We start from the raw sequence: 12,674 nt of genomic DNA, 5'->3' as shown, positions 1-12,674 counted from the left end.
GGCAATGAATGTTTTATTTGCTGCTTCAGAATGCGCCCCTTTTATAAAAACGGGAGGGCTAGGAGACGTAATAGGTGCGCTCCCGAAAGCGCTAAAAAAACAGGGAGTCCATGTAAGTGTTATTCTTCCAAAATTTGAGGATCTTCCTTTTCATTTTAAACAGGATATGAGACATATTACGAGTATCGAAGTTCCTGTTGGATGGCGTCAGCAATTTTGCGGAATTGAAAAGCTTGTTGCAAATGGAATTACATATTATTTTCTTGATAATGAATATTATTTCAAAAGACATGGAAGTTATGGGTTTTTCGATGATGGTGAGAGATTTGCCTTTTTCTCCCGTGCCATTTTAGAAGCTCTACCTTATTTAGAAGAAAAGCCGGACATCATTCACTGTCATGATTGGCAAACTGGCCTGGTCAGTGTCCTGAAGAAAGCTCATTATCACAATCATCCTTTCTACCAAGATATTAAAACAGTATTTACGATACATAATTTACGCTACCAAGGAGTTTATTCAAAAACTGTTCTAGCAGAATTATTGGATTTGAGTGAATTGTATTTTAATATCGACGGACTAGAATTCCATGGAAATGTCAGTTATCTGAAAGCAGGTATTGCTTTCTCAAACATTATCACAACTGTAAGCCCAAGTTATGCAGAAGAAATTCAGACTGCATATTATGGTGAGAATTTGAATGGTTTCTTGAGTAAACGAAGTGGCGATCTTAGAGGAATTATTAATGGGATTGATTATGAAGAATATAATCCTGTCACAGATGAATTCCTTTCGATTCCCTTTAACACCTATAATGGAAAGATGGAAAATAAACGTCAGTTACAGGAATCATTGAATCTCCCAGTCAATGATGGCATCCCTGTTATATCAATGGTAACCAGGCTGGTTGATCAAAAAGGAATTGACCTTATTCTTCATGTTTTTCATGAAATGATAAACCAAGGAATTCAATTCATTCTACTAGGTACCGGTGATGAACAATATGAATCGGTCTTCCGTAATCTGGCTGATCAATATCCAAATCAAGTTTCGGTGAATACATACTTTGATGAAGGATTGGCAAGACGGATTTATGCTGGATCTGATTTATTTTTAATGCCTTCTCAATTCGAACCATGTGGAATCGGGCAACTCTTGGCGATGAGGTATGGTACATTACCGATAGTAAGGGAGACCGGTGGGCTTCGGGATACGGTGATTCCATACAATCAATTTACTGACGAGGGAAATGGTTTTAGTTTTACGAATTATAATGCACACGATATGCTTCATACAATTGAGCAATCAGTAGGAATGTATAAATTCCAGCCGAAAAGGTGGAAGAAGTTGGTTGAAAATACAATGAAACTAGATTTTAGTTGGGCTTCGTCATCCGTAAAATATCTTGACCTGTATGAAAGCTTAATTCCTGTAAAAATCAGATAAAGAAAAAGATAAAACACTTACGAAATTTGTCTTCGTAAGTGTTTTTGTTTCTTTTGCAATGAAATATGGGTATATGACAGATATATAAAATATTGCAGTGTAGGAGAATGAAAAAATGAGAAGAAGAAGAATGGAATTTGTATTTTTATTTATTTTACTCGTATCGGTTTATATGATCGTTTTTAGTCAGGTTAGCTTCAACACGAGGCTATTTTTTATTGGGTTATATGTTTTTGTTATGTTTATTACAATATACTCACTGATGCTAGAAAATAGATTTGCGCATGATACTCTTCTATGGATGTATGTGCTTTTATTTTTCCCTGTATTTGGCTATGTCTTTTACTTGTTTTCGGGCCAACTTTATTTAAAGGGGTATTTGTTCCAAAGTAAAAGAAAAAAAGACCGGGAAGAATGGAAAAGTCTTGTCACTCATGTATCTTCACCAGACCTTACGTTCTTGAACAATCATCAGAAGTCCTTTGCAGCTTTTGCCAAGAATGCTTCTGAGACGACTATAAGTACAGCTTCAAAAACGGAAGTGTTGAAAAATGGAAATGAAACGTTTTCAGAAATCATTAAACAGTTAAAGAAAGCGGAAAAATTCATTCATATTGAGTATTATATTTTCCGTTCAGACAGACTTGGAACAGAAATTATAGATATTCTAATTGAAAAGGCAAAAAAAGGTGTAGAAGTTTTATTTATTTTTGATGCTGCAGGTAGTTTAAGTCTTTCAAATAATGAAGTTAAGCGGATGAAAAAGGCAGGTGTTAAAGCATACCCATTTTCGCCGTTAAAGCACGGATTTTTCAATCAAAAGTTTAATTTTAGGAATCACCGAAAAATCATCATCATAGATGGGGAAATTGGTTTTGTGGGTGGTTTGAACATTGGTGAGGAGTATTTAGGAAGAAATAAAAACATTGGATTTTGGCGTGATACGCATATGGTCCTTGAAGGGGAAGCCGTTTACATGCTTCATACGGTATTCCTGTTAGATTGGGAATATGTAAGTGGAGAAGATGTTTTAGAAGAACGTCCGGAGATCAATACCAGAGTTGAAAAAGGAGATGGAGCGGTTCAGGTTGTTGCTAGTGGCCCTGATACACAGCAGGGAATCATGAGTGATTTTTACTATTCTCTGATAACTTGTGCAACAAAATCAATCTGGATTGCAAGTCCATACTTTGTACCGAATCAAGCGATCAAAGCAGCGATTAAGCATGCTGCCTTAAAAGGGATACAAGTCCGACTTATGGTTCCTGCGGTAAATGATGGTTTTTTAACCCAATATGGGAGTCGTTCTTATTTCGGTGAACTTCTTCAATTTGGTGTAGAAGTTTACTCGTACAAAAAGGGTTTCTTGCATCAAAAACTTATCATTGTGGATGGTGATATTGCTTCAATTGGAACGGCAAACATGGATATGAGGAGTTTCCATCTTAATTTCGAGGTGAATGTCTTCCTTATGGGTAGCAGTTCCATTAACGATCTAGTCACTCATTATCAAGAGGATATGAAGGATAGCGAAAAACTAGATCCATTAAGTTATAATAATCGAGGTTTGCTGGAACGTTCAAAAGAATCTTTTGCCCGGTTATTTTCCAATGTACTCTGATGGGCAAAAAATCAAATCAATAGTATAGTTGTGATAGAAAAGAAAAGTTTGCTATAAGGAGATTGTAAAAGAATATGAAATTGGTTTCTTGGAACGTAAATGGAATTCGAGCTTGTGTAAAAAAAGGATTTTTAGATTACTTTAAAGATGTGGACGCAGATATTTTTTGTCTTCAAGAAACTAAACTTCAAGAAGGGCAGATTTCACTTGAACTAGAGGGGTATCATCAATATTGGAATTATGCTTTGAAAAAAGGTTATTCAGGTACAGCCATCTTCACGAAGGAAAAACCGCTTTCAGTCAAATATGGTGTAGGGGAACGAGGTGAGGAACCGGAAGGCAGAATCATAACACTCGAGTATGAGAAATTTTATATGGTTAATGTTTATACGCCAAATGCTAAAAGAGATTTATCAAGACTTGATTACCGTCTTGAATGGGAAGATGAAAATCGTAATTATCTGAGAGAGCTAGACTTAGTAAAACCAGTTATTTATTGTGGCGATCTAAATGTAGCACATCAGGAAATAGACTTGAAAAACCCTAAACCAAATGTTGGGAATTCTGGTTTCACATTAGAAGAACGAGGTAAAATGACTGATTTACTTGATGCAGGGTTTGTTGATACGTTCCGCCATTTTTATCCTGACCAGGAAGGTGCTTATACCTGGTGGTCATATATGAGTAAGGTAAGGGAGAGGAATATCGGATGGAGAATCGATTATTTTATTGTTTCCCAACGTCTCGTGGATTCTTTAATAGAGGCCAATATTCATTGCGATATTATGGGCAGTGATCATTGTCCGGTTGTTTTGGAAACAGCTCTTTAACTCGGATAAATTCGGTAAAATGGGGATACTATGGGTTATCCATACTCAACAGGAGGTAAAACGTTATGAACACATTTATTGTGAGTTTCCATCAAGAAGATAATGTTGACAGCATGCAGGTACAAAAATTGACGACCGCAGAATTTGAAAAATCAGCATCACGTGGATTCCGCAGGTTATTTGAACTGGATACAAATATGGGATCTTTCGTCTTTTTTGATGCAGAGGATGATGAAGGAGATTTATCACATCTTGTTCTACAATATGAAGAAGATAGTCAGGATCCTAGTGATTGTTACTCGTTCTCCAAAAATGATTTTTATGAATTCATGGCCCTTTATTTACAAGGCATGGATGAAATGGAAGAGGAAGAGGAAGAGGATGAAGATTATGGACCAATTCATCATCTTGCACACTTGATGTTTCATGTAGTTGAAGAAGGAAAGTCCGTTAAACCGTAACCGATTTTAGATTATGGTCTGTGAGGTACTTGTGAGCTTGATCAACTATCAATTAACACCTAGGAAGATCGTGTTCTTCTCTATAAATCGTGTCATAAACAAATTCACGTCTTGTATTCAAATCGTGAGATAGCCAAAAAATAATATAACGTAAGGAAAAGCCCATCTTGAAAAAGATGGGCTTTCAGTTTGTAGACAAAAGGGGTTCGGAATGTTTTAATTCCGGACCCCTTTTGAAATTCCCTTTGAATTTTGCTCAAGATTAAGAGATTGGGCCTCTACGAGCCCACTTTATTAAGCCATTCTTGGACCTTGCCATGTCCAATTGGCTATCTTCTTTAAATTCATGGCAGCGAAAGTAAGCATCGCCTGCATCGACAATTTTTTAAGTCCCCTTAAAGTAGTCCAACGCATACCATGCTTTTCTTTTGCATCTGCGAATACACGCTCTATTGTTTCTTTACGTTTCGCATATATAGGTTTTACATCCTTGTGATGACGCAGATGATCTGCTTCTTCCATATAATTTTGCCAGATATGGCGTGTCACCACTTTTTGATGGTCTTTGCTTACTGTACACTGTGATAAAAATGAGCATGTCGCACAAGTGTGTTTGGGTGATTTGTACTCGCGATAGCCCTCTTTATTTGTTGTTGAGTACTTTAAAATCTCGCCCGATGGGCAGAGATAACAATCAAAATGTTCATCGTAAACATAGTCATGCTTGCGAAAGAACCCTTCTTTTGTTCGTGGACGTGTATAGGGTAAAGCTGGTGTGATTTCTTTCCCAAAAAGGTAGCTTGTAATGGCTGGTGTTTTGTAAGCTGCATCTGCGGCAACAACTTCAGGTTTTCCAACTTTCTCAATCACTTGTTCAACAAGAGGCTCTAAGATATGACTATCATGCGTATTTCCCGGTGTTACAATCGTCCCCAGCACAAAACCGTTGCGGTCCGCAGCCGCATGAAATGAATAGGCAAACTGTTTTGTTCGTTCATCTTTTACATAGTAGCCACTCTCAGGATCAGTTGTACTTTCTTTAATTTCTTTGGTTTCTTCTTTATCAAATTTATCCGGTGGAAAAGGCTTCTTTCCATTGTTTTCACGATCTTGATTTATTTCTTCTTGAAGGCGTCCTTGATATGCTCGTGTTTCCTTACGAACGATTTTCTTTTCGAATTTCCGCTTATTCGCACTGGCTTTCACATGTGTTGAATCAACGAATACGTGCTCTGCACTTATTAACTTTCTTTCTGAAGCTGTCATTAAGATACGATAAAAAATCCGTTCAAACAGGTCTGTATCTTTAAAGCGACGCTCATAATTTTTCCCGAACGTTGAGAAGTGAGGTACTTTATCATGGAAACCGTAACCTAAAAACCAACGGTAAGCCATATTCGTTTCAACTTCTTCAATCGTTTTACGCATCGAACGAATACCGAAGGTATATTGAATGAATGTCAATTTAACTAAAATAACTGGATCAATACTTGGGCGCCCTATCTCTGAATACATATCTTTCACCAAGTCATAAATGAAAGTGAAGTCAATGGCTCCCTCAATTTTACGAACCAAATGGTTCGCTGGCACCAGTTGATCCAAAGTAATCATTTCAAGTTGATCTCGCTGAATAGAATTATGTTTCGAAAGCATCGTCATCACCTCAAGTTTTAATACTTCTATATTAAAACAAAAAGGACTGTAGGCAAAAGTGGCTATATCTAATTGTTAAAACAAAGTTGATTGGAACGGAAGGTGCGAGACTCCTGCGGGAAATGCGTGTCCAAGGGAGACCCCACAGGCGCAAAGGCGCCGAGGAGGCTCCCTGACCGCCCGCGGAAAGCGAGTGCCTGGAGTGGAAATCAACGTCGAATTTTTACAACCCCTCAAAAAAACTGTAGACAAACTCGATTTTCATCGAGTTTGTCTACAGTCTGAAAGCCCATCTTGAAAAAGATGGGCTTTTGCAGTCTTTTTATTCAGCTTGCTTTATTTTTCAACCGATCCAGTAAAAACCCACCTTTAAAATACCTTGGTTCATAAGAAATAATGAAGGCTTTTGGTTCAAACTTTTCAACTGTTGCAATTAATTCTTGCTCTCGGTTTCGTTTTGTTAAAATTTCCATCCGATAACGGTTGCTGTCCCTTCCTTCACCGGTATAAAGAGTGACACCGAATCCAATGTTTCTTAAAGTATCAATCAAATATTCATTTTTTGCTTGAGTATTAACGGTTACATTTATATAACCGATGGCGAGTTTTTGCTCAATTTTCGTTCCAAAAATAATCCCGATACCAAAACCAACTGCATATACAACCATGGCGATTATGCTTTGGTCACCGCCAAATACAAGAGATAAACCAAAAACGTATACTAACATTTCTGCAATGCCTAATATAGATGCCAGTACGGTTATATTTTTCACTAAAAATATAGTCCGTAGTGTATAAATTGGAACATAAATAAGTTGCAATAATAAAATGAGCAGAATTTCTTTCAATTGAGCACCTCACCAATTTTTTTATAATTTCTTTGATATTTCATATAGAATCGCCCTCCCATATGAAACATCTTCCATAATCTAATCATAAGACAATGGATGAATTCAATGGAAATATTATGTATTTATTCTCAGCATTTCTAATCATAGAAAATCCTATAATTTAATGTGTTTGAGAATTTCATAATACTCTTTTTTGCTTTAATTTGGTATCATTATCCTAAATAATTTATCTGGGGGATTGTCTATGCTTAATTATAACGGAAGAACATTTATAGCTAAAGATAATTCGGAAAATGGAGAAGTATCGGCAAATACATTCTTTTACTATTCACAAGAAGGAAATATTCTTACAGCAAGTTATGAAGGGGAGAGATTATTAAAGGGACTTTAATAGGTATTGTTAATATGGATGGGTCACTGGAATTTAGGTACAATCATATTAATGAAAAAGGTGAAATTAGAGGAGGTAGCTGTCTTTCCACGCCGGAAATGTTGCCTGATGGACGAGTCCGATTGCATGAAAAGTGGAAATGGTTAGATCTCGAGCAGAGTGAAGGTCATTCCATCATTGAAGAAGTGAAAAAATAAAGATTTTACATAGAGAGGTTTGGGGACAATTACTACTATTTGTCTAGTACGTCATGGTCAAACTGATTGGAATGCACTGGGAAAACTGCAGGGACAGACTGACATCCCTCTAAATGAACAAGGAAAGATACAAGCACAGAAGTGTGGTGAATTTTTGTCTAAAGCAGATTGGGATGTAATTATTACAAGCCCTCTAAAAAGGGCTAAAGAAACTGCCGAAATCATTAGCTTCTATATTGATAGGCCAGTGATTGAAAAATTAGAATTCATAGAAAAGAACTTTGGCTCTGCTGAAGGAATGACAGCGCATGAAAGAGAGTCTGCATTCAGTGATAAAGTCTATCCTAATCAGGAGAGTCAGGAGTCTTTACGTGGTAGGCTGGTAAAAGGACTTCAAGAGATTCAGCAGGGGTATCCTGAGAAGAAAGTGATCCTTGTTGCACATGGCGCAGTGATTCATTTTATTTTACGATTGATGTCAAATGAGACAATCGTATCAAAACAAATGAGGTTATTTAATGCTTGTTTAAGTACGATTAAATTTGAGATGGATTCCTGGATTATTGAGGATTTTAATCAAGTAAATCATCTATCCTAATACTCTATGATTTTCAAAAAGTTCTTTAGGAAGAAAAAATGAAATAAAAGTATAGCTGCTATTTAGTAGCTTATAAAGGAAAGAAGGAAATCATGACTATAAAAACTGCATTGATTTTAGGTGCAACTGGAGTCGTTGGTACCCATTTAGTTAAAGAGTTAAGTAACAGCAATAATTATAAGGAAATCCACTTGCTAACTAGAAGGGAAATAGAATCTAAAGAACCTAATTGCGAAGTCCATATTGTGGAGTTTGATAATTTAGTCAGATATGCAGATTTATTCAATGTCACTGATGTTTTTATTTGTTTAGGTACAACTATTAAGAAAGCCAAATCGAAAGAAGCTTTTCGTAAAGTTGATTATGAATTTGTTATTGAAGCGGCGAAAATGGCGAAAGCCTCTAATGTTGAGAAATTTCTCGTCATAACAGCCATGGGAGCCAATTCCAAATCCAAGTTTTTCTACAGTCGTGTTAAAGGCGATGTGGAAGGAACACTACAACAACTAGAATTGAATTCTGTACATATATTTCGCCCGTCCTTACTTCTTGGTGAACGAAAGGAATTTAGGGCAGGTGAAAAGATTTCTGGTATGATTGGTTCTTTTGCTAAATTTCTCTTAGTTGGCCCTTTACGTCCATATCGTGCCATAGAAGCAAACAAAGTAGCTGCTGCAATGTATGGTGCGGCCCAAAAGCCGACACTAGGGTATCATTTCTATAATTCTGATGAAATAGAAAAACTTACAACAAGGAGTTAATCATTAATTAGTGAAACGAGCCTTCATTAGGCTCGTTTCTTTAAAATTCGAAGCAAAAACTGAGATTTAATGTGAAAACAAATTATTATGGAGATTCATTCTGCTTATCAGGAAAAAAGGATCCGGGTTTTGGATGTACCTGTTAGCAGGGGAACATTTGGAGCTGAAAGGAATTTTGACTGTAATAGCAGGTGGAGATCCAGAAGTACTGGAAAAAGCCAGGCCAGTGTTGGAGGTAATGAATGGCAAAATAATCATTTGGTAGGCCATATTGGTGCTAGAAAAGCTATTAAAGCAATTAATCAAATGTTGTCAGGTCATGAAAAATCATTTCGATGGTCGGCATCATGTAATTAACACGCTATTTCCAACCATACTTCAATCTTGTATGCATTACTCGACTCAATTAAGCTTAACAATTAATAATCCAAGAAGGGTTACAAATTCGATTGTGCCGCCCATAAAGATATTTGGATATACATCAGATCTAATCTTCCTGATGAAACTTGATTCTAACAAGAATTTCCACTACAATTCGTAGTGGGAGGGTAAAAGATGAATATTAAAAATTTTAAATATGATGAAGTTGGACTGAATCGTTTCTTTGGTCCCTTGGAAGCTAGTATCATGGAATATTTATGGGATAAAAATGAACAGAGTATTAAAGCGGTGCAGCAATCATTGGAGCTTGAAAAGCCTATCAACTTTAATACTGTAATGACAGTCATGAATCGTCTAGTCGAAAAAGGCATTCTTGAAAAGTGGTCTGAAGGAAGGCTTTCATTATTTCGCCCTGTGCAATCTAAAGCGGAGTTTTTAGAAGAGCAGTCAAAGAAACTGACTGAGAATTTGCTAGATGAATTTGGTGGTGCTGTCATAAGCCATATGCTTGATGCCATGAAAGACGCTGACCAAGCTTTAATTGAAAAATTGGAACAAAAAATTCAATCGTTAAAAAAGGATAAATTATAATGTGGAAGAAAAAGTCTTATTTTGTGATAAGCCTTAGTCTTTTAATTGCCGGTGTAGTATGGAGCCAAATGGGAGCGTTTTTGGTACACATCTTTTTTGGAGTAAATATTAAAGCCAACTTTTTTAAATTTTGCTTTAGTCTATTCAAAGAAGGTTCAGTATACTACTTTGTCGTCATCACACTGCTCATTATAGTAATATCCTATAGTATTTTGATCACACTATTCAAAATTGCAGAGCAATATCTCCTTTCCAGAAGGTTTAAACAAAAGCTTTTTAACTACAAAAACGTTGAAAAGACAAGGTCTATAAACGAAACATTCAAACGGGCCAACAAAGATATCTTAGTTGTGAATGCTGATCAACCTCTTGCGTTTACGCTTGGTTTCAGGCGCCCTTTCATTGTGTTTAGTACTGGTTTAATTCAATTATTGGACTTTGATGAGCTAGAAGCAGTAGTAGAGCATGAAGCCTTTCACCAAAAAAAATATGATCCATTAGTAATCTTTATTTTACAGTTGATCTCACAGGCGTTATGGTTTGTCCCACTGACAAAATGGTGTTATGAAAATTACAAAATAATTAGTGAACTATTAGCCGATGAATATGCGATTAATAAAATGGGGACTGAATTAGGCATAAGCGCTGCTTTGTTGAAGTTAATTAAACATTCTTGCTCTGATAAATCCTCTCCCGTCCTTGTCCACTTCTCGAATGAATCAGTTAACTATAGACTTCAGGAATTAGTTGATCCTAAAAGTAGAATTCCTTTAAGGGCTGATATTACCACGATTTTTGTTTCTATATATGTTTTGATTATACTATTGGGAATGACTATAGTGATTGTCGGATGACTTTCACTTGATTTTTTTATATCATTACACTACACTTTGTAGTGTGAAATATAATAAAAGGAGATGTGTCATGAAAAAACAAGAAATCGGTACCTTTTTATTAAGAGTAATGTTGGGACTTACATTTTTGATGCATGGTTTGTCAAAATTCCAAAGTGGATTGGATAACATTTCTGGATGGTTTCAAAGTATAGGCATTCCGGGATTTATGGCCTATGTAGTTGGTACAATTGAATTGGTTGGAGGAATTGCTTTAATTTTAGGTCTTGGAACAAGAATAATTTCTGCCCTCCTTATATTCATTATGGCTGGTGCAATTGTTTATGTGAAATTTCCAGCAGGCTTTATGGGGAATGGAGAAGGTGCAGGATTCGAATTAGACCTCATTCTTATGATTATTGCACTTCACCTAGTATTAAATGGAAGCCGATTCCTATCGATAGATTCTAAGTTACCAAACCATAAAAAAGGACAAGATTCAGAAATAATAGCGAGTTAATAAGGATATACAATATCAAAGTGTTAAGTTTTATGCTCACCAAATTGAAACGGTAGACTAAAGTCAAAAAAAGAGCTTATCAATTAAAGAGAACCCAAGAAATTAGACAATTTTTTTTAGTTAGTTAGGCAGCTTTGAGGGCATGAACCGAGTAATCTACTGGGCTCATGCCTTTTAATTTCACCTTGATGCGTTGGTGATTGTAGTAATGGATATAATCTTCTAGTTCTTGTTTGAAATGCTCAAAAATTGTTAGTCTTCAAGTAATATATATTGACGAACATACGTTCTTTATTATAAAATACAATCATGGGTAATAATGGTATAGTAGTTATTATCACTGACAAGTTCAAAAGGAAGCTTGGAAGTTACTCAAGATTTGTAAAGAAATTAGAACCAAAGGAGCTATTTAATTATGACAATACGATTATCTCCCTATTTAATGATGAACGGAAATGCGAAGGAAGCGATCCAATTTTACGAAAAAGCATTGGGTGCAAAAGTCCTTTTTAATCAAACTTTTGGAGAAATGCCAGAAAACCCGGAATTTCCTATACCAGAAGAAGCAAAGGAACTTGTGTCACACGCAATGTTAAAGGTTGGAGAAACGGACCTCATGTTTTCAGATATGTTTCCAGGTCAAACTAGTCAAACTGGAGATCAGGTTACGATCTGTATTTCAACTAACGATATCGAAAAATCAAAACAAATTTTTGAATACTTGTCGCAAGATGGACAAGTAAAAATGCCGCTGCAGGAAGCTTTTTTTAGCCCTGCTTATGGGATTGTATCGGACAAATTCGGTGTAACTTTTCAAATTTACACAGAGGGTCAACAATAATTTTTTTCTAGTATAAAAAATAGCCCCATGTATGAAGCCCAAAGCAGCTGATTTGGTGACTTTTCCGTTCCAACATATAATCAATAGTTGAGCTTGTATAAATCCAAATTGGAACATCATATTGAAAATTCGCACGAAATAGCGGTTATTTTGAATGAGATCAATAAGAAACAATCAAGGCGAAAAAATTTATTTAATGATTGAATATGATGGGGCAAAAGATTATAACTGAATTTTCCACTAATAGGGAAATGATTGGTTAAAAACGTTTCCAAGGTAACTAACTTAAGGCGCAATGGTGAAGAATAATTAAATCTCAATTTCTCATTTATATCACTGAGAGATTGGGATTTTTTTTATTCTGGAATATTCTTAACGTTGTAACTCTGCGTTTTGCTTGAGGTACTCCTTATGGAATGATAGGTGCGATTCTTCATTAAGAAGGGTCGCCTTTTCTTATGCCTAAAGTAATCATATCATGTATCAGAGGAAGAGAAGACCACGTTTGTGCAATATGTAGGCATTCGGAAAGTGAGGAATTATTAAATCCCAAAATACCCTAATATTACAAAAATAACCTCGGCAGAATACAAGATTAACCCATATTTAAGCAGTTAAGTATCAATCATCATTTTCTTAAATCATGTAGCTTTTCAAATAATATAATCAAAAATGAATTTAAAATGGTGAAAAATAGATTT

15 protein-coding genes and 1 pseudogene are annotated in these 12,674 nt (G+C 35.8%); 13 read left to right on the top strand and 3 right to left on the bottom strand.

What is annotated here, in order from left to right:
- Positions 1–4: 4 nt before the first annotated feature.
- The 4 genes from glgA to JFV29_RS15765 all read left to right on the top strand — a co-directional run bounded on the left by glgA (position 5) and on the right by JFV29_RS15765 (position 4,356).
- A complete protein-coding gene (gene glgA, locus JFV29_RS15780) occupies positions 5–1,444 on the top strand; it encodes a glycogen synthase GlgA (protein ID WP_201187880.1) in 1,440 nt (479 codons plus the stop codon).
- A gap of 115 nt (positions 1,445–1,559) precedes the next feature.
- Positions 1,560–3,065, top strand: a complete 1,506-nt coding sequence (gene cls, locus JFV29_RS15775; RefSeq protein ID WP_201185116.1) for a cardiolipin synthase — start codon at positions 1,560–1,562, stop codon at positions 3,063–3,065.
- 74 nt (positions 3,066–3,139) lie between these two features.
- A complete protein-coding gene (locus JFV29_RS15770) occupies positions 3,140–3,895 on the top strand; it encodes an exodeoxyribonuclease III (RefSeq protein WP_201185114.1) in 756 nt (251 codons plus the stop codon).
- A 65-nt stretch (positions 3,896–3,960) separates the two neighbouring features.
- Positions 3,961–4,356, top strand: coding sequence for a cytosolic protein (locus JFV29_RS15765; protein ID WP_201185112.1), 396 nt, complete (start codon positions 3,961–3,963; stop codon positions 4,354–4,356).
- Positions 4,357–4,650: 294 nt separating this feature from the next.
- Here JFV29_RS15765 and JFV29_RS15760 read toward each other — a convergent pair whose 3' ends face one another.
- Together JFV29_RS15760 and JFV29_RS15755 are read right to left on the bottom strand one after the other, a co-directional pair.
- Entirely contained in the window at positions 4,651–6,009 is a 1,359-nt protein-coding gene (locus tag JFV29_RS15760) for an IS1182 family transposase (RefSeq protein WP_201180977.1), read from the bottom strand.
- Positions 6,010–6,335: 326 nt separating this feature from the next.
- Positions 6,336–6,857, bottom strand: a complete 522-nt coding sequence (locus JFV29_RS15755; RefSeq protein ID WP_056527290.1) for a DUF2179 domain-containing protein — start codon at positions 6,855–6,857, stop codon at positions 6,336–6,338.
- Positions 6,858–7,104: 247 nt separating this feature from the next.
- Here JFV29_RS15755 and JFV29_RS31445 point away from each other — a divergent pair, with 247 nt between their 5' ends.
- From JFV29_RS31445 to JFV29_RS15720, 8 genes are all read left to right on the top strand, one after another.
- The gene (locus tag JFV29_RS31445) at positions 7,105–7,251 is read left to right on the top strand and encodes a hypothetical protein (protein ID WP_342366566.1); all 147 of its coding nucleotides are present in this window, start codon (positions 7,105–7,107) and stop codon (positions 7,249–7,251) included.
- Positions 7,252–7,265: 14 nt separating this feature from the next.
- Entirely contained in the window at positions 7,266–7,448 is a 183-nt protein-coding gene (locus JFV29_RS31440; protein ID WP_342366565.1) for a hypothetical protein, read from the top strand.
- Between the two features lie 28 nt (positions 7,449–7,476).
- Positions 7,477–8,046, top strand: a complete 570-nt coding sequence (locus tag JFV29_RS15745) for a histidine phosphatase family protein (protein ID WP_201187876.1) — start codon at positions 7,477–7,479, stop codon at positions 8,044–8,046.
- Between the two features lie 92 nt (positions 8,047–8,138).
- On the top strand, positions 8,139–8,807 hold the full coding sequence (locus JFV29_RS15740; protein ID WP_201185110.1) for an NAD-dependent epimerase/dehydratase family protein: 669 nt from the start codon (positions 8,139–8,141) through the stop codon (positions 8,805–8,807).
- Between the two features lie 87 nt (positions 8,808–8,894).
- Entirely contained in the window at positions 8,895–9,164 is a 270-nt protein-coding gene (locus JFV29_RS15735; RefSeq protein WP_201185108.1) for a hypothetical protein, read from the top strand.
- A gap of 198 nt (positions 9,165–9,362) precedes the next feature.
- The gene (locus JFV29_RS15730; protein WP_201185106.1) at positions 9,363–9,779 is read left to right on the top strand and encodes a BlaI/MecI/CopY family transcriptional regulator; all 417 of its coding nucleotides are present in this window, start codon (positions 9,363–9,365) and stop codon (positions 9,777–9,779) included.
- The gene (locus tag JFV29_RS15725) at positions 9,779–10,633 is read left to right on the top strand and encodes a M56 family metallopeptidase (protein WP_201185104.1); all 855 of its coding nucleotides are present in this window, start codon (positions 9,779–9,781) and stop codon (positions 10,631–10,633) included. The genes JFV29_RS15730 and JFV29_RS15725 overlap by 1 nt, the downstream gene beginning before the upstream one ends.
- 70 nt (positions 10,634–10,703) lie before the next feature.
- The gene (locus tag JFV29_RS15720) at positions 10,704–11,132 is read left to right on the top strand and encodes a DoxX family protein (protein ID WP_201185102.1); all 429 of its coding nucleotides are present in this window, start codon (positions 10,704–10,706) and stop codon (positions 11,130–11,132) included.
- Between the two features lie 124 nt (positions 11,133–11,256).
- On the opposite strand, the pseudogene JFV29_RS15715 reads toward JFV29_RS15720, so the two are convergent.
- Positions 11,257–11,376, bottom strand: a pseudogene (locus JFV29_RS15715) (IS3 family transposase); the annotation flags it as partial.
- A 171-nt stretch (positions 11,377–11,547) separates the two neighbouring features.
- On the opposite strand from JFV29_RS15715, the gene JFV29_RS15710 reads away from it, so the two are divergent.
- Entirely contained in the window at positions 11,548–11,973 is a 426-nt protein-coding gene (locus JFV29_RS15710) for a VOC family protein (protein WP_201185101.1), read from the top strand.
- Positions 11,974–12,674: the final 701 nt, after the last annotated feature.

It is taken from the genome of Peribacillus sp. TH16 (assembly GCF_016651095.1).
Classification (GTDB): domain Bacteria; phylum Bacillota; class Bacilli; order Bacillales; family DSM-1321; genus Peribacillus; species Peribacillus butanolivorans.
The sequence above is the reverse complement of the archived record's forward strand: the minus strand, read 5'-3'. Positions and strand labels throughout refer to the sequence as shown.